This is a genomic window from Streptomyces sp. NPDC041191, from assembly GCF_055591945.1.
This window is the reverse complement of sequence record NZ_JBVIZC010000001.1, coordinates 157,249-172,931: the sequence shown is the minus strand read 5'-3', so window position 1 is coordinate 172,931 and position 15,683 is coordinate 157,249. Positions and strand designations below refer to the sequence as shown.

Genomic DNA, 15,683 nt, shown 5'->3' with positions numbered 1-15,683 from the left:
AAGGGAAAGGGCGGGCCCCGCTGTCCACAGGGCCCACCTGTAAGTACGACTTGTATGGTCGGCCACCCTGTGGACAACGGGGCCCGCCCCCGGCCTCACGGCTACTCCGCCGGCTCCGTCCGTCCCGCCCGCTCCGCCCGTTCGCACACGAAGATCGCCGTGCCCGGGATCAGGTTCCCCCGCAGAGGGGACCAGCCGCCCCACTCCTGGCTGTTCCAGGCCGGCCACTCCGGCTCGACCAGGTCCACCAGCCGGAACCCGCCGGCCACCACGTCCCGCACCCGGTCCCCGATCGTCCGGTGGTGCTCCACGTACACCGCCCGCCCTTCCTCGTCCTGCTCGACGTACGGCGTGCGGTCGAAGTAGGACGCCGCGACGGAGAGGCCCTCGGGTCCGGGCTCGTCGGGGAACGCCCAGCGGATCGGGTGCGTCACCGAGAACACCCAGCGGCCGCCCGGCCTCAGCACCCGGCGCACCTCGCGGAACACCCGCACCGGATCGGCGACGAACGGCACCGCCCCGTACGCGGAGCAGGCCAGGTCGAAGGAGCCGTCCCGGAACGGCAGCGCCCCCGCGTCGGCCTCCACCAGAGGCACGCCCCCGCCGATGCGCAGCGCGTGCTGGAGCTGCCGGTGCGAGAGGTCGAGCGCCACCGGCCGCGCCCCCCGGGCCGCCAGCCACCGCGAGCACTGCGCCGCGCCCGCGCCGATCTCCAGGACGTCCAGGCCCTTCAGCGCGCCGGCCGGGCCGAGGAGTCCGGCCTCGGCCTCGTCCAGCCCCTCGGGACCCCACACGAAGCGGTCGTCGCCCAGGAAGGAGCCGTGCTCGTTCTGGTACTCGTCGGCGTTGCGGTCCCACCATCCGCGGCTCGCCCGGCTGCTCTCCGCGTCTCCCGCGTCACGCCGGGTCGCCTCCGCCCCGTCGGCCGCGTCCCCGGTCCCGTCGTCGTGTCCGTGCTCTTGGTTCATCTCGCCCGCCGATGTAGTTTGCGCTCAGTGGCGCCGTGCGGCGGACCCGCCGACACGGCGCGGAAAACCGTGAATGGTGCCGGAGTTGAGCGGTTCTGCCCCGGGTGCGCGCTTCGCGCATTGACCCTGTCCGGCCGCTTCCGTATGCTAAAGGTTGCGCTGCGGGTCTGCGTGCCTCAGACGGAGCAGGCCGCGCTCGTACCTGGTATATGTCCCCTCGGTTTTCGAGGCATCCTCCCGTCCGCGGGAAGGGCGTCTCATTGGCTGTCCGGCTTCTTGGTGCGATACGGGCTCTCGGCGTAGCAGTACCTACGACTTTCTGTCCGTAACCGGAGCCCTTTCCCACATGACGAGCAGCACCGAGACCACCGCCACCACCCCGCAGGTTGCGGTCAACGACATCGGTAACGAGGAAGCCTTCCTCGCCGCGATCGACGAGACGATCAAGTACTTCAACGACGGCGACATCGTCGACGGCGTCATCGTGAAGGTCGACCGGGACGAGGTCCTGCTCGACATCGGTTACAAGACCGAAGGTGTCATCCCGAGCCGCGAGCTCTCGATCAAGCACGACGTCGACCCGAACGAGGTCGTCAAGGTCGGCGACGAGATCGAGGCCCTGGTCCTTCAGAAGGAGGACAAGGAAGGCCGCCTGATCCTCTCGAAGAAGCGTGCCCAGTACGAGCGCGCCTGGGGCACCATCGAGAAGATCAAGGAAGAGGACGGCATCGTCACCGGTACCGTCATCGAGGTCGTCAAGGGTGGTCTCATCCTCGACATCGGCCTCCGCGGCTTCCTCCCGGCCTCCCTGGTCGAGATGCGCCGCGTCCGCGACCTCCAGCCCTACGTGGGCAAGGAGCTCGAGGCGAAGATCATCGAGCTGGACAAGAACCGCAACAACGTGGTCCTGTCCCGCCGTGCCTGGCTGGAGCAGACCCAGTCCGAGGTCCGCCAGACCTTCCTCACGACCCTCCAGAAGGGTCAGGTCCGCTCCGGCGTCGTGTCCTCGATCGTCAACTTCGGTGCCTTCGTGGACCTGGGCGGCGTCGACGGCCTCGTGCACGTCTCCGAGCTGTCCTGGAAGCACATCGACCACCCGTCCGAGGTCGTCGAGGTCGGCCAGGAGGTCACCGTCGAGGTTCTCGACGTGGACATGGACCGCGAGCGTGTCTCCCTGTCGCTGAAGGCGACGCAGGAGGACCCGTGGCAGCAGTTCGCCCGGACCCACCAGATCGGCCAGGTCGTCCCGGGCAAGGTCACCAAGCTGGTTCCGTTCGGTGCGTTCGTCCGTGTGGACGAGGGCATCGAGGGTCTGGTCCACATCTCCGAGCTGGCCGAGCGCCACGTGGAGATCCCGGAGCAGGTCGTCCAGGTCAACGACGAGATCTTCGTCAAGGTCATCGACATCGACCTCGAGCGCCGTCGCATCAGCCTCTCGCTGAAGCAGGCCAACGAGTCCTTCGGTGCCGACCCGGCCTCGGTCGAGTTCGACCCGACCCTGTACGGCATGGCCGCGTCCTACGACGACCAGGGCAACTACATCTACCCCGAGGGCTTCGACCCCGAGACCAACGACTGGCTCGAGGGCTTCGAGACCCAGCGCGAGGCGTGGGAGACCCAGTACGCCGAGGCGCAGTCCCGCTTCGAGCAGCACCAGGCCCAGGTCATCAAGTCCCGCGAGGCCGACGAGGCCGCCGCTGCCGAGGGCGCTGCCGCCCCGGCCGCCGGCAACGCCGGTGCGGGCATCTCGGGTGGTTCGTACTCCTCGGAGTCGGACGACAACTCCGGCGCCCTGGCGTCGGACGAGGCGCTCGCCGCCCTGCGCGAGAAGCTGGCCGGCGGCCAGAGCTGAACAGGCTCTCCGCTGAGCGCTAGCCGCTAGCGAAACGAGGCCCGTTCCCCTCCGGGGGAGCGGGCCTCGTCGTTTTCCGCCCGGCCGGTCCGGGCATCCGGTCCGGCCCGAGCGCCCGGACCGGCCGGGCGTGTGCGGGCGCCTCAGGGGGTGACGGGGATGTTGGTCAGACCGTTCCCGCCGATCACCGTGTTCGAGGAGTGGACCGTGGTCACGCACGAACCGCTCCGGTGGGTGACGTTGATCGCGAGCCGCTGCGCCCCGGTCGCGCCCCTGAGGTCCGAGCGGTTGCCCCGGAAGACCGTTCCGCAGCCCCAGCCGCTCTGCTGGCTGTGGGTCTCGAAGCCGTTGTTCGTCGTGTTCACCCCGGTGTTGTCCGCCACGAGGACGCCGTTGCCCTTCACGTCGACCCAGGAGTCGTCGTAGTGGACGCCGGTCAGCCCGCGCCCGTCGAAGGTGTTCCCGACGATCTTCGCGCCCGTCGTGCCCTCCTTGATGTCCACGTTCTCACCGCCCACGTCCGGCCCGATGACGTTGTTCAGGATCTGTGCGTTGTCGCTCCTGTCGGTGAGCGCGTTGGCGGTGCCGACGTACACCCCTTCGCCCATGCCCCGCCCGTCGTTCCCGGTGTCGTAGATCCGCGAGTTCCTGAGGACGCCGTTCTTGCTGGAGTTGCGGAAGTGCACCCCCTCCATGTCCAGGCCGTGCACGGTCACCCCGTCGATCACCACGTGGTTCGCGGCGTCGGCCATGATCCCCTTCTGGCCGCCGGTCACCGTGATCCCCTCCACCGTCCAGTAGGAGGCGCCGTCGAGGTGCAGCCCGTAGCCGCCCCCGGCGGTCAGCACGGCGCGCGAGGAGCCGGTCAGGGTGATCCGTGCGGAGGAGGTGCCGGGGACGGTGGCCTTGAAGTTGCCCGTGTACGTGCCGTCCGCGAGGTGGATCGTGTCGCCGGGGCGTGCGCCGGCGAGCGCCGTCTTGAGCTGGGCCGCCGTCGTCACCTCGACGGTGGCCGCGACGGCCGGGGCGGGCACGAGCGGGACGGCGAGCAGGGCCGGGAGGAGGGGGAGGAGCAGCGTTCGGGCGCGCATGGGGGACCTTCCGGTGCAGGAATGGGGGACGTTCCCGTATGTGCACAAGGATCGGGATGCTGAACGCGGAGCTGTTCCGAGACGGTAGGGAGCCACCCTGCCCGTGTCAAGGTCTGGACCAGTGGCCGGAGTTCGTGCCGTCCCGCGGGAGATCGCGCGCACCGGGAATGGCGGCGCCGCGCGGCACGTTGCCAGAGAGAACACGAGGAGGAGCGGTAACCGTGCTTGATCCCCAGGATTTGTACGAATGGGACCCGAAGGGCCTGGCCGTCGTGGACCTGGCCCTGGCACAGGAGTCGGCCGGACTGGTCATGCTGTACCACTTCGACGGCTACATCGACGCGGGCGAGGCCGGTGGGCAGATCGTCGAGCGCCTGCTCGACACCCTTCCCCACCAGCCGGTGGCCCGTTTCGACCACGACCGGCTCGTGGACTACCGCGCCCGCCGTCCGCTGCTGACCTTCCGGCGCGACCGATGGACCGCGTACGAGACGCCGTCCATCGAGGTCCGCCTCGTGCAGGACGCCACCGGCGCCCCCTTCCTCCTCCTCTCCGGTCCGGAACCGGACGTGGAATGGGAACGGTTCGCCCTCGCCGTCCAGCAGATCGTCGAGCGCCTCGGTGTGCGCCTCGCCGTCAACTTCCACGGCATCCCCATGGGCGTGCCGCACACCCGCCCGGTCGGGCTCACCCCGCACGGCAGCCGCACCGACCTCATGCCCGGTCATTCCAGCCCCTTCGACGAGGCCCAGGTCCCCGGCAGCGCCGAGTCCCTCGTCGAGTACCGGCTCACGGAGGCCGGGCACGACACCCTCGGAGTCGCGGCCCACGTCCCGCACTACGTGGCCCGTTCGCCGTACCCGGACGCCTCCCTGACGGTCCTCGAAGCCGTCACGGCCGCCACCGGCCTCGTCCTCCCGGGCGTCGCCCACTCCCTGCGGACGGAGGCCCGCCGCACCCAGACCGAGATCGACCGCCAGATCGGGGAGGGCGACGAGGAGCTGGTGACGCTCGTACGGGGCCTTGAGCACCAGTACGACGCGGTGTCCGGCGCCGAGACCCGCGGCAGCCTCGTCGCCGAGCCCGTCGACCTTCCGTCGGCGGACGAGCTCGGCCGCGAGTTCGAGCGCTTCCTCGCGGAGCGGGAGGGCGAGGCGTAGCCCCGCGGGGGCAGGCCCTAAGCTGCCGCTCATGCTGAAGGTGGGCCTGACCGGCGGGATCGGCGCCGGCAAGAGCGAAGTGTCACGGCTGCTCGTGTCGTACGGAGCCGTGCTGATCGACGCGGACCGGATCGCCCGCGAGGTCGTCGAGCCCGGGACCCCGGGGCTCGCGGCCGTCGTGAAGGCGTTCGGCGACGGCGTCCTCACGGAGGCGGGGACGCTCGACCGGCCGAAGCTCGGCTCCGTCGTGTTCGCCGACCCCGACCGCCTGGCCGTCCTCAACGGCATCGTCCACCCCCTGGTCGGGGCCCGGTCGGCGGAGCTGGAGAGCCGGGCGGGCGCGGGCGACGTCGTCGTCCACGACGTACCCCTGCTCGCGGAGAACGGGCTCGCGCCGCTCTACGACCTGGTCGTGGTCGTGGACGCGGCCCCGGAGACCCGGCTCGACCGGCTCGTACGGATCCGTGGCATGAGCGAGTCCGAGGCGCGGGCCCGGATGGCGGCCCAGGCCACGCGCGCGGAGCGGCTGGCCGTCGCGGACCTCGTGATCGACAACGACGGGCCGCTCGACGCGCTGGAGCCGCAGGTCGAGAAGGTCTGGGAGGAACTGGAACGCCGGGCCGCGTCCGCCGCCCGGACCGATCCTCCTGCCTGACCGCCGCCCCTCGCGGTGCCCGTCCGGCCCGGCGGCCTTCGTCCCGTCCGGCCCGGCGGGCTCCGCGCGGGCGGGGCGGCCGCGGAATGCCGCCACCGGGACCGGTGTTCAACCCCGTGTACGAGGGAAGGATGCCACCGTGGCCGACAGCACCCCGGAAACGCACGTCATCGACTTCCGCGCCGCCGAGCAGTTGCTGGCCGCGCGGGACCCCCGGGGAGCCGTGAAACTGCTGGACTCGGTGATCGCCGCCCACCCCGAGAACACCGCCGCGCGCCTGCTGCGCGCCCGGGCGTTCTTCGCGGCCGCCCAGTTGCGCCCCGCGCAGCTGGAGTTCGAACTGGTCCTGGAGCGCGAGCCGGACAACGCGTTCGCGCACTTCGCCCTCGGCCGTACCTTCGAACGCTCCGGGCGGACCGCCCAGGCCCTCCGGCACTTCCGTCTCGCCGCCGCGCTCGACCCGAAGCCGGAGTACGTGCGGGCGGCGGGATTCGGCCCGGAGGGCTGAGGACCCGCCGGGCCCCGGGCGGAACGAGAGCCGAGGACGTGCGCGCGGCGCTCAGCGCCCCTCGCGTCCCGTGCCGGTGCCACCGTGATCGGGATCGTACGGAGGGACGTCCCGCCCCGGCTGCCAGTGCGGACCCTGGCGCATGTGGCGCACCACGAGGCCCAGGTCGGCCAGGACCACCAGGAACAGCACCCCGCAGGCGGCGGCCCAGCCGGGGCGCCCCACCAGGACGAACGCGACCGTGCCGAAGGCCGCCCACAACAGCCCCCACACGCCCAGCCAGAACCGCATCCGCAGCGGGCTGCGCGCGGTCACCGGCTCGTTCCCGGTCCGCATGACGGTCACCTCCCCGCCCGGTCCTTCCGGTGCCTCGGTCCTTCCGGTCACTTCCAGGATGGACCCGCCGGGGGCGGAAGGGGAAAGGGGCGGACGCGCCCGGCGGACGCCTCAGTGGACGACGGTGTAGCTGCGCCAGGGAGGGGTGCCCGGCACGATCCGGTCACCGCTGCTGGTCGGCAGGTAGGTCGAGTCCTCGCCCCGGCAGTCCCGGGTCTTGTACAGCACGATGTCGACCAGGGTGCCGTTCTCGACCCCGGTCGCGCCGGACGGCGCCAGGCGGTGACAGCCCTTCACCGAGGGGCTCGTCACCATTACCCCCGCATCGCGTTCCGTCTCGTACGAGATCGTGCCCACGGCGCTGCGGCCGAGGCCCGAGCAGCCGGCGACGGCGAGGGCGAGCAGCACGGCCCCGGTGGCGGTCGTGAGACGCCGGCGAACGGACATGTCGAATCCTCTTCTGTCGGGCGAAGACGGCGGACGGCGGCGGACGGCGGTTCCGCGGGTCCGACCCCGGTCCAGGCCCACCCTCCCGCCCGGTGGACCCCGTGTCATCCGTTGCTGGGCCGCCCGGGGGAACCGCTCGGCGGCCCGTTGTCAGACCTCCCCCGTACAGTCGGAGATCCAGTGGGAGATCCGTCCCGCGACGGAAGCGGGAAGGGGGACGGCCGTGACGCACACCTGGATCACCGGCGCCGCCGTCTTCCGGCCGGCCGCCCTTCCCCGCGAGGGCCGGATCGCCTTCTGGGCACCCGACGGCGGAGCGCTGCCCGACCCGGCGACGACGACCGGCGCGGAGCGCGTCCGGCTGACCGTCGCCCGGCGGCACGGCGGCGGTGCCCGGGGCCGTGAGGTCCCCGCCGTCACCCTCTCCGTCGAGGCCGCCCTGCCCCACCTCGTCGCGGCCCGCCACCACCCGGCCGCCCATCCGGCCACCGCCGGCTGGGGCGCCGCCGCCCTGCACGCCCTGCACCTGGCCGCCCGGGGCCGGCTGCTGCCGGGGCTGACCGCCGACGACCTGGACGCCTGGCGGGCCGGGCCCCTGGACGCCGACGACATCGCCCACCTGCGGGCCGTCGCCGCCGCCCTGCCGGCCGAGGCCTACGCCGTGCCGGTGCCCGGCCGGGGGCCGCTGAGGCTGCCCGATCCCGAAGCCCTCGTCCGCGCCTTCCTCGACGCCGTCGCCGACGTCCTGCCCCGCACCCCGGCCGCCGCCCACGCGGTCGGGGCGCCGTTCGCGGCCCGTGCCCCGCAGCACCTGCCCCGCGCGCGTGCCTGGGCCGCCGAGGCCGCGGCCGGAATGGACGCCGGGGTCCGCGTCTCGCTCCGCCTCGACCTGTCGGCATACGAACTCTTCGACAGTACAGACGGCACAGGCAGCACAAGCAAAGCGGGCAACGCAGGCAACGCAGGCAACGCAGACAACGCAGACAACACGGTCAATGCGGACGCGGGGGGCGCTGCGGACGCCACGGAGGCCGCCGGCACTTTCACGGAGGCGGCCGGGGAGAACGCCGGCGAGCGCCACGCCGCCGCCGCGCTCCTCCAGGTCCACAGCCTCGCCGACCCCACCCTCGTCGTCGACGCCGCGGCCCTCTGGGCGGGGGAGGGCGAGCACCTCGGGCCCCGGGCCCGGGTCGACGCCGTCCTCGCCCTGCGCCGGGCCGCGCGCGTCTGGCCTCCGCTGGCCCGGCTCCTGGAGCGGGACGTGCCCGACGTCCTCGCCGTCACCGAGGACGAGCTGTACGAGCTCCTCGGACCCGCCGCCGCCCGGCTCGCCGACGCCGGGGTCGTCGTCCACTGGCCGCGCGAGCTGGCCCGCTCGCTCAGCGCCTCGGCCGTCGTCCGCCCCGCGCCGGGTTCCGCGACCGACGGCACCTCCTTCTTCGACAGCGAGGAACTGCTGCGGTTCAACTGGCAGCTGGCCCTCGACGGCGACCCGCTCACCGAGGGGGAGATGGACCTCCTGGCCGAGGCCCACCGGCCGGTCGTGCGCCTCCGCGACCAGTGGGTCGTCGTCGATCCCGACCTGGTCCGCAAGGCCCGCAAACGGGAGCTGGGCCTGCTCGAACCGGTCGACGCCCTCGGCGCCGCCCTCACCGGCACCGTCGAGGTGGACGGCGAGACCGTCCCGGCCGTCCCCGTCGGAGCGCTCGCCGCGCTCCGCGACCGGCTCCTGGCCGGTCCGGAGGAGGTGCAGGCCCCGCCCGGCCTCACCGCCACCCTGCGCGACTACCAGCTCCGGGGCCTCGCCTGGCTGGACCTGATGACCTCGCTCGGCCTCGGCGGCTGCCTCGCCGACGACATGGGCCTGGGCAAGACCGTCACCCTCATCGCCCTCCACCTGCGCCGCGCGCGCCGCGCCCCCACCCTCGTGGTCTGTCCGGCGTCCCTGCTCGGCAACTGGCAGCGGGAGGTGGAGAAGTTCGCCCCCGGCGTGCCCGTACGGCGCTTCCACGGGGCCGACCGGGAGCTGGACGGCGCCGGGGGCGGCTTCGTCCTCACCACCTACGGCACCCTGCGCACCAGCGCCGCCCGGTTGGCCGGACACGAGTGGGGGATGGTCGTCGCCGACGAGGCGCAGCACGTCAAGAACCCGTTCTCCGCGACCGCCAGGGCCCTGCGCGAGATCTCCGCGCCCGCCAGGGTCGCGCTGACCGGCACCCCCGTGGAGAACAACCTCTCCGAACTCTGGGCGATCCTCGACTGGACCACCCCCGGGCTCCTCGGCCCGCTCAAGGCATTCCGCTCCCGGCACGCCCGGGCCGTGGAGAACCACGACGAGATCGAGCACGACGAGGCCGTGGAACGGCTCGCCCGGCTCGTGCGCCCCTTCCTGCTGCGCCGCCGCAAGTCCGATCCCGGCATCGTCCCCGAACTGCCGCCCAAGACGGAGTCCGACCACCCCGTCCCCCTCACCCGGGAGCAGGCGTCCCTCTACGAGGCGGTCGTCCGCGAGACCATGGCGCGGATCGAGGAGGCCGAGGGGATGGCCCGCCGGGGCCTCGTCATGAAGCTGCTGACCTCCCTCAAGCAGATCTGCAACCACCCCGCCCAGTACCTCGGGGAACAGGCCCCGCGCGGCGCCACCCGGCTGACGGGCCGTTCCGGGAAGCTCACCCTGCTCGACGAACTCCTCGACACGATCCTCGCCGAGGACGGGTCCGTGCTCGTCTTCACCCAGTACGTGTCGATGGCGCGGCTCCTCGCCGAGCACCTGGCGGTGCGCGGCACACCGGCCCAGCTCCTCCACGGCGGCACCCCCGTGGCCGAGCGGGAACGGATGGTCGACCGCTTCCAGGCCGGTGAGGTCCCGGTCTTCCTGCTCTCCCTCAAGGCGGCGGGCACCGGTCTCAACCTCACCCGGGCCGGCCACGTCGTCCACTACGACCGCTGGTGGAACCCGGCCGTCGAGGAGCAGGCCACCGACCGGGCCTACCGCATCGGACAGACCCGGCCGGTGCAGGTCCACCGGCTCGTCGCCGAGGGCACGGTCGAGGACCGCATCGCCGAGATGCTCCGCGCGAAGCGGGCCCTGGCCGACGCCGTCCTCGGCTCCGGCGAGGCCGCCCTCACCGAACTCACCGACCGTGAGCTCGCCGATCTGGTGTCCCTGAGGAGGCCCTCGTGAACCGCGCCCGGACCGCGCGCGGGGCCGTCCCCCGCCACGACGACCGCCGCCGTTCCTTCCCGCAGGTCGCGCCCCGGGAGGCCCCCGACGGCCGGTTCGCCTCCACCTGGTGGGGGAACGCCTGGGTCGACGCCCTGGAGGACACCGCCCTCGATCCGGCCCGTCTGGCGCGCGGCAAGGCGTACGCGAGGCGCGGCCACGTCGACGCGATCACGGTCACCCCCGGCCGGGTCGTCGCCTCCGTGCACGGCACCCGGCCCCGCCCGTACCGCACCGAGATCAGGATGCGGACCCTCGGTGACGAGGGCTGGGAGCGGTTCCTCGACGAGGCCGCCGCGCGCCCCGACCACATCGCCGCCCTCCTCGACAAGGACGTGCCGCACGCCCTGGAGGCCGTCACCGGACTGCTGCCCGAGCCCGGCGACCTGGTTCCCGACTGCTCCTGCCCGGACGACGGCTATCCCTGCAAGCACGCCGCGGCCCTCTGCTACCAGGCCGCGCGGCTCCTCGACGAGGACCCGTTCGTCCTTTTCCTGATGCGCGGCCGGGGCGAGCAGGAACTCCTCGCCGGGCTCACCCGGCGCAACGCGGTCCGTTCCGCCGCCGAGACGAGTGCCGCCGCCCCGCCGATGCCCACCGTCCCCGCCCGTGCCGCGCTCGACGCGGCCGCGGGGGCGGCGCTCCCGCCCCTGCCCGCCCCCCTGCCGCCCCCGGCCCGGCCCGGCCGTCCGGCCGTCTTCCCGCCCGACCCCGCCGCCCCCGACCCGCTCGCGCTCGACCTCCTCGCCACCGAGGCGGCCGCCCGCGCCCACGGGTTCCTCACCACCGGGGTCGATCCGGTCGCCGCGCTCACCCCCTGGCAGGACGCGGTCCGCCTGGCCGCCGCGCACCCCGGTTCCGGCCTCACCGCCGCCACCCGCGCGCTCTACCGCGACCTGGCCCACGCGCTCGACCGCACCCCCACGGACCTCGCCCGCGCCGTCGCGGCCTGGCGGCAGGGCGGAGCCGAGGGCCTCGCGGTCCTGGAGGAGCCGTGGGACCCGCCGGCGGGACCGTTCGACCGGGCGCGGCCCGCGCTGCTCGCCTCCGGGTTCCCCGCCCTCCGGCCCTGGCGGAACCGCCTCTCCGACCGGTCGCTCCAGCTCCGGCTCGGCCGGGACGGCCTCTGGTACGGATACGAGTCGGACCCCGGCCGCGAGGACTGGTGGCCGCGCGGCGACCCCGATCCCGACCCGGTCGGAGCCCTTTCCGCTCTCCTGGGGCACTGAAGTCCACACTCGAACGCTCCGCACTCGTTGGAGTGAAACCCTCCGGCGGTCGAATCCGGCAGGTACGTGTGCCGCGTTGATTCGGGTACGGGCACTTGCCCGTGCACACCTCCGGAAGGCAGGAAGCCATGAGGCAGATTCGCCGAAGTGGTCTGGCCACACTGTTGGTCACGGGTGGAGCGCTCGCCCTCTCGGCGGGCGCCGCGCACGCCGACGCCGGCGCCCAGGGCGCCGCGATCGGTTCGCCGGGCGTCGGCTCCGGCAACACGCTTCAGCTGCCGGTGCACGTGCCGGTCAACGTCTGCGGCAACACGGTCGACGTCGTCGGGCTGCTCAACCCGGCCTTCGGCAACGGCTGCGCCAACCTCTCCTCCGGGCCCGCCGGTCACGGCTCGGACGGGGACGGCCGCTCCCACGGCCACCCCCACTCCCACAAGGACGAGCCCGCCACCCCGCGCGGCGGGGAGCAGGCCGGCGGCGCCCACGGAGGCGGCTCCTCCAACGGCGGCGGCTCCACCGCCGAGAGCCACGCCCAGGGATCGCCGGGCGTGCTCTCGGGGAACGGCCTCCAGCTGCCCGTCGACCTCCCCCTGAACGTCAGCGGGAACTCGGTCAACGTGGTCGGCGTCGGCAACCCGGTCTTCGGCAACACCGCGGTCAACGGCCCCTCGAAGCCGGCGCAGCCGATCGAGAAGCCGACGCCGCGCCCGCAGACCCCCGTGCGCAACGTCCCGGCCCCGCAGACGCAGACCGTGACGCCCGCCCCGGCCCCCGCGCCGCAGGGCGGGACGGAGAAGGAAGCGCTGGCCACCACCGGTTCGGACGCCATCGGCTACGCCGCCCCGGCGAGCGTCGCCCTGCTCCTCGGCGGCGCCCTGCTGTACCGTCGCGCGCGCCGCGCCGCGGACCAGGTCTGAGGGACCGCGGCCCGGCGGCCGGACCGACGCGCGCCGGCGGCGGGCCGTCAGTCGCGCGCGTCCTCGCCGCCGCGCCAGGACCGGAGCACCGCCTCGATGGCGGGAGCGACCCTCGCCCGGGCCCGGTGCCGGGGCACCCCCTGCATCAGCAGGGTGTCGTACGGCGTGTCGACGTGCCGTACGGCGGCCCGTACGGCGGCGGTCACCGCGCCGCGGTCGAGCGAGCGGCCGGCGGCGGTGCGCCCCACCCGCCCGCTGCCCTTCGCCGAGGCGTGGGCGGCGATCTCGTCGGCCTGGTCCGCCGGGCACGACGGGAAGAGCCGCAGGATCTCCGCCCGCAGGGCCTCGGTGACCCGGGCGTCGAGGACCGCGCGCCGCGCCGCGTCCCGGGCCCGCCGCCCGGCCCGTGCCTCCGCGTCCGCCAGGCAGGCCCGTTCGGCCAGGGCCAGCGCCGCCTCCTCGACCAGGAGGCCCCGGCGCTCGTACCGCGTACGGCGCCGGTTGTGCCGTACCACCACGGCCCAGAGCGTGCTGCCCTCGCGGGCCCGCCGGGTCAGGGCCGTGTCGCCCCGGGGCAGGAAGACCAGGTGCCCGAGGTCGGCGCAGTCCAGGCAGACCGGCGCGCCGAACTCCACGATCATCCGCTCCAGCGGCCCCCGGTGACACTCCGAGCAGCGCCGCCGCCGGAGCGGTTCCACGACGACCGGCGCGACGAGGTCCACGTCGGCCCCCGTCAGCGGACGCCGGGAGCGGCGGCGGCGACGAACAGGGCGAGTGCTTCCTTGGCCCGGTCGGAGTACCGGACGCGCTCCTCCTCGTCCACCGCCTCGTGCATGCAGTGGGTCTCCTGGAAGGCCGCCTCGGCCAGCCGACGCGTCTCGGGGTCGTCGCACACCAGCTGGACGCGGAACAGGGCCTGCCGGGCGGCGGTGCGCTGCCGGTAGGAGGCGTGGCGGGACTCCTCCGCCCGTTCCGAGCCGGGTTCCCGGAACGCGCTGAACCAGCGGTCGTTCTGGCTGTGCCGGTAGTCGACCACCGCGCCGGCGAAGGCGCTGTAGGTCACGATCCTCTCCTGCCGGAGCTGTTCGGTCCGGGCGAGCACGGCCGCGCGCTCGGCGGCCCGTCCCTGGAACCAGTGCGTGAAGACGGCACCCAGCAGGGTTCCCGCCACGGCTATCAGCGCCGCATCCATGACCGGCCGCCCTCCCGTTCCCCTCGGCCTCCGAACCCCCCGATCATGACAGCAGGGGCGGGCGGGCGTCACCGTCCGGCGGGCTCCTGCCGGTACCCGCCCAGGAAGCGGCCGATGCGGCTGATCGCGGCGTCCAGGTCGTCGGCGTGCGGCAGGGTCAGGATGCGGAAGTGGTCCGGGCGCGGCCAGTTGAAGCCGGTGCCCTGCACCACCTGGATCTTCTCCCGGAGCAGCAGGTCGAGGACGAACTTCTCGTCGTCGTGGATCCTGTGCACGGCCGGGTCGAGGCGCGGGAAGGCGTAGAGGGCCCCCTTCGGCTTCACGCAGGAGACGCCCGGGATCTCGTTGAGCTTCTCCCAGGCGCGGTCGCGCTGTTCGCGCAGCCTGCCGCCCGGGGCGGTCAGTTCGTCGATCGACTGGCGGCCGCCGAGCGCGGCCTGGATGGCGTACTGGGCGGGGGCGTTGGGGCAGAGCCGCATGGAGGCCAGCATGGTGAGGCCCTCCAGGTAGTTCCTGGCGTGCTGCTTCGGGCCCGTGACGACCAGCCAGCCGGAGCGGAAACCGGCCACCCGGTAGGTCTTGGAGAGCCCCCCGAAGGTGAGGACGACCAGGTCGTCGGCGAGGGAGGCGGCCGGGTGGTGGACGGCGTCGTCGTAGACGATCCGGTCGTAGATCTCGTCGGCGAGGACCATCAGGCCGTGGCGGCGGGCCAGGTCGAGGACGCCTTCGACGATCTCCTTCGGGTAGACCGCGCCGGTGGGGTTGTTGGGGTTGATGAGGACGACGGCCCGGGTGCGGTCGGTGATCTTCGAGGCCATGTCGTCCAGGTCCGGGTACCAGTCGGCCGACTCGTCGCAGAGGTAGTGCACGGCCCTGCCGCCCGCGAGGGTGGTGGCGGCCGTCCAGAGCGGGAAGTCGGGGGCGGGGATCAGGACCTCGTCGCCGTCCTCCAGGAGGGCCTGCACGGCCATGGAGACCAGCTCCGAGACGCCGTTGCCGAGGAAGACGTCGTCCACGTCCACCTCCGGCAGGCCCATGGCCTGGTAGCGCTGGGCCACCGCGCGGCGGGCGGAGAGGATGCCCCGGGAGTCGGTGTAGCCGTGGGCGCCGGGGAGCATCCGGATCATGTCCTGGACGATCTCCTCGGGCGCCTCGAAGCCGAAGAGCGCCGGGTTGCCCGTGTTGAGGCGCAGGACGCTGTGGCCCGCCTCCTCCAGGGCGTTGGCGTGTTCGACGACCGGGCCGCGGATCTCGTAGCAGACCCCGTTCAGCTTGCTCGACTGCCGGAACTCCACGTCCGACCTCCCAGATCCCGGAATGAGTGTTGCTTGGTTTTACCAAGTCCGAGCTTGGAAAGTCCAACAACTTGTCTAGACTGCGTCGCATGCCCCGTCAGCCACGCCGCCGCAGCTACGACCAGCACTGCGCCGCCGCGCGCGCCCTCGACCTCGTCGGCGACCGCTGGACCCTGCTCGTCGTCCGCGAACTCCTCGCCGGACCGCGCCGCTACACCGACCTCCACGCCGACCTGCCCGGCGTCAGCACGGACGTGCTGGCCGGCCGCCTCAAGGACATGGAGGGCACCGGGCTCGTCACCCGGCGCCGACTGCCCCCGCCCGCCCCGGCCTCCGTGTACGAGCTCACCCCGCGCGGCCGGGACCTGCTGCCCGTGCTCCGCTCCCTCGCCGCCTGGGGAGCGCCCGCACTGGGGGAGCCGGGACCCACCGACGCCGTACGCGCCCACTGGTACGCCGTCCCGCTCCTCGGTGTCCTCGCGGAGCTGGGCCCGGGAACGGTGCAGGTCACCCTGGACGAGGGGGAGTTCCACGTACGGGTCGGGGCCGGCGGTTCCGTCGCGTACGGGGACGGCACGGCGGAGGCACCGGACGCCCGGCTGCGGACCGACGCGGCGACGTGCCGGGCGCTCGCGGCGGGGGAGCTGACGCTCGCCGGGGCGGTCGCTTCGGGGCGCGCGGCGCTCGCGGACGGGCGGGGGACCGACGGGACGGAGCCCCTCGCCGCCGCGCGGGCCCTCGCGGACCGGCTCGCCGTGCTGCCGCGCGGGCCCGGTAACGACGGTCCGCCGCACGTACGGGCAGAGTGAG

At 73.6% G+C, this 15,683-nt stretch carries 15 protein-coding genes; 8 read left to right on the top strand and 7 right to left on the bottom strand.

All coding sequences use genetic code 11. From position 1 onward, the window contains the following. Window positions 1-101: 101 nt before the first annotated feature. Window positions 102-968 (bottom strand): class I SAM-dependent methyltransferase, encoded by an 867-nt coding sequence (locus ACZ6AQ_RS00785; protein WP_468756464.1) that lies wholly within the window; start codon window positions 966-968, stop codon window positions 102-104. A gap of 346 nt (window positions 969-1,314) precedes the next feature. Here ACZ6AQ_RS00785 and rpsA point away from each other — a divergent pair, with 346 nt between their 5' ends. Next, entirely contained in the window at window positions 1,315-2,820 is a 1,506-nt protein-coding gene (gene rpsA, locus ACZ6AQ_RS00780; protein WP_467392197.1) for a 30S ribosomal protein S1, read from the top strand. A gap of 143 nt (window positions 2,821-2,963) precedes the next feature. On the opposite strand, the gene ACZ6AQ_RS00775 is transcribed toward rpsA, so the two are convergent. Further along, window positions 2,964-3,911 carry a right-handed parallel beta-helix repeat-containing protein gene (locus tag ACZ6AQ_RS00775; protein ID WP_468756463.1) on the bottom strand — a complete coding sequence of 316 codons (948 nt, stop codon included), beginning with the start codon at window positions 3,909-3,911 and terminating at the stop codon, window positions 2,964-2,966. Window positions 3,912-4,132: 221 nt separating this feature from the next. On the opposite strand from ACZ6AQ_RS00775, the gene ACZ6AQ_RS00770 reads away from it, so the two are divergent. The 3 genes from ACZ6AQ_RS00770 (at window position 4,133) to ACZ6AQ_RS00760 (ending at window position 6,234) form a co-directional block, all read left to right on the top strand. Then, window positions 4,133-5,071, top strand: coding sequence for a PAC2 family protein (locus ACZ6AQ_RS00770; RefSeq protein ID WP_468756461.1), 939 nt, complete (start codon window positions 4,133-4,135; stop codon window positions 5,069-5,071). 31 nt (window positions 5,072-5,102) lie between these two features. Then, complete coding sequence (gene coaE / locus ACZ6AQ_RS00765) at window positions 5,103-5,726, top strand: dephospho-CoA kinase (RefSeq protein ID WP_468756459.1); 624 nt, start codon at window positions 5,103-5,105, stop codon at window positions 5,724-5,726. Between the two features lie 139 nt (window positions 5,727-5,865). Then, the gene (locus ACZ6AQ_RS00760) at window positions 5,866-6,234 is read left to right on the top strand and encodes a tetratricopeptide repeat protein (protein ID WP_468756457.1); all 369 of its coding nucleotides are present in this window, start codon (window positions 5,866-5,868) and stop codon (window positions 6,232-6,234) included. Between the two features lie 51 nt (window positions 6,235-6,285). On the opposite strand, the gene ACZ6AQ_RS00755 is transcribed toward ACZ6AQ_RS00760, so the two are convergent. Next, the gene (locus tag ACZ6AQ_RS00755) at window positions 6,286-6,570 is read right to left on the bottom strand and encodes a DUF6343 family protein (RefSeq protein WP_468756455.1); all 285 of its coding nucleotides are present in this window, start codon (window positions 6,568-6,570) and stop codon (window positions 6,286-6,288) included. A 111-nt stretch (window positions 6,571-6,681) separates the two neighbouring features. Continuing rightward, window positions 6,682-7,017, bottom strand: coding sequence for a hypothetical protein (locus tag ACZ6AQ_RS00750; protein WP_388691666.1), 336 nt, complete (start codon window positions 7,015-7,017; stop codon window positions 6,682-6,684). A gap of 223 nt (window positions 7,018-7,240) precedes the next feature. Here ACZ6AQ_RS00750 and ACZ6AQ_RS00745 point away from each other — a divergent pair, with 223 nt between their 5' ends. The 3 genes from ACZ6AQ_RS00745 (at window position 7,241) to ACZ6AQ_RS00735 (ending at window position 12,386) form a co-directional block, all read left to right on the top strand. Beyond that, a complete protein-coding gene (locus ACZ6AQ_RS00745) occupies window positions 7,241-10,201 on the top strand; it encodes a DEAD/DEAH box helicase (protein WP_468756453.1) in 2,961 nt (986 codons plus the stop codon). Next, window positions 10,198-11,469 carry an SWIM zinc finger family protein gene (locus ACZ6AQ_RS00740; RefSeq protein WP_468756451.1) on the top strand — a complete coding sequence of 424 codons (1,272 nt, stop codon included), beginning with the start codon at window positions 10,198-10,200 and terminating at the stop codon, window positions 11,467-11,469. Before ACZ6AQ_RS00745 ends, ACZ6AQ_RS00740 begins: the two co-directional genes overlap by 4 nt. Before the next feature lie 128 nt (window positions 11,470-11,597). Then, window positions 11,598-12,386, top strand: a complete 789-nt coding sequence (locus tag ACZ6AQ_RS00735) for a chaplin (RefSeq protein ID WP_468756449.1) — start codon at window positions 11,598-11,600, stop codon at window positions 12,384-12,386. Window positions 12,387-12,433: 47 nt separating this feature from the next. On the opposite strand, the gene ACZ6AQ_RS00730 is transcribed toward ACZ6AQ_RS00735, so the two are convergent. The 3 genes from ACZ6AQ_RS00730 to ACZ6AQ_RS00720 form a co-directional block, all read right to left on the bottom strand. Then, window positions 12,434-13,108: a DUF2293 domain-containing protein gene (locus tag ACZ6AQ_RS00730; protein WP_468756448.1), complete on the bottom strand. Its 675-nt coding sequence runs from the start codon at window positions 13,106-13,108 to the stop codon at window positions 12,434-12,436. An 11-nt stretch (window positions 13,109-13,119) separates the two neighbouring features. After that, the gene (locus ACZ6AQ_RS00725) at window positions 13,120-13,578 is read right to left on the bottom strand and encodes a hypothetical protein (protein WP_388691678.1); all 459 of its coding nucleotides are present in this window, start codon (window positions 13,576-13,578) and stop codon (window positions 13,120-13,122) included. A gap of 68 nt (window positions 13,579-13,646) precedes the next feature. Beyond that, complete coding sequence (locus tag ACZ6AQ_RS00720) at window positions 13,647-14,873, bottom strand: pyridoxal phosphate-dependent aminotransferase (RefSeq protein WP_468756447.1); 1,227 nt, start codon at window positions 14,871-14,873, stop codon at window positions 13,647-13,649. An 89-nt stretch (window positions 14,874-14,962) separates the two neighbouring features. Between ACZ6AQ_RS00720 and ACZ6AQ_RS00715 the strand changes: the two genes are divergently transcribed. After that, window positions 14,963-15,682 (top strand): winged helix-turn-helix transcriptional regulator, encoded by a 720-nt coding sequence (locus ACZ6AQ_RS00715; RefSeq protein ID WP_468756446.1) that lies wholly within the window; start codon window positions 14,963-14,965, stop codon window positions 15,680-15,682. The last annotated feature ends 1 nt before the right edge of the window (window position 15,683 follow it).

Coding starts and splice junctions, on each gene's coding strand:
- ACZ6AQ_RS00785 (WP_468756464.1), bottom strand. CDS start 968: ATGAACCAAGAGCACGGACACGACGACGGGACCGGGGACGCGGCCGAC.
- rpsA (WP_467392197.1), top strand. CDS start 1,315: ATGACGAGCAGCACCGAGACCACCGCCACCACCCCGCAGGTTGCGGTC.
- ACZ6AQ_RS00775 (WP_468756463.1), bottom strand. CDS start 3,911: ATGCGCGCCCGAACGCTGCTCCTCCCCCTCCTCCCGGCCCTGCTCGCC.
- coaE (WP_468756459.1), top strand. CDS start 5,103: ATGCTGAAGGTGGGCCTGACCGGCGGGATCGGCGCCGGCAAGAGCGAA.
- ACZ6AQ_RS00755 (WP_468756455.1), bottom strand. CDS start 6,570: ATGCGGACCGGGAACGAGCCGGTGACCGCGCGCAGCCCGCTGCGGATG.
- ACZ6AQ_RS00750 (WP_388691666.1), bottom strand. CDS start 7,017: ATGTCCGTTCGCCGGCGTCTCACGACCGCCACCGGGGCCGTGCTGCTC.
- ACZ6AQ_RS00735 (WP_468756449.1), top strand. CDS start 11,598: ATGAGGCAGATTCGCCGAAGTGGTCTGGCCACACTGTTGGTCACGGGT.
- ACZ6AQ_RS00725 (WP_388691678.1), bottom strand. CDS start 13,578: ATGGATGCGGCGCTGATAGCCGTGGCGGGAACCCTGCTGGGTGCCGTC.
- ACZ6AQ_RS00715 (WP_468756446.1), top strand. CDS start 14,963: ATGCCCCGTCAGCCACGCCGCCGCAGCTACGACCAGCACTGCGCCGCC.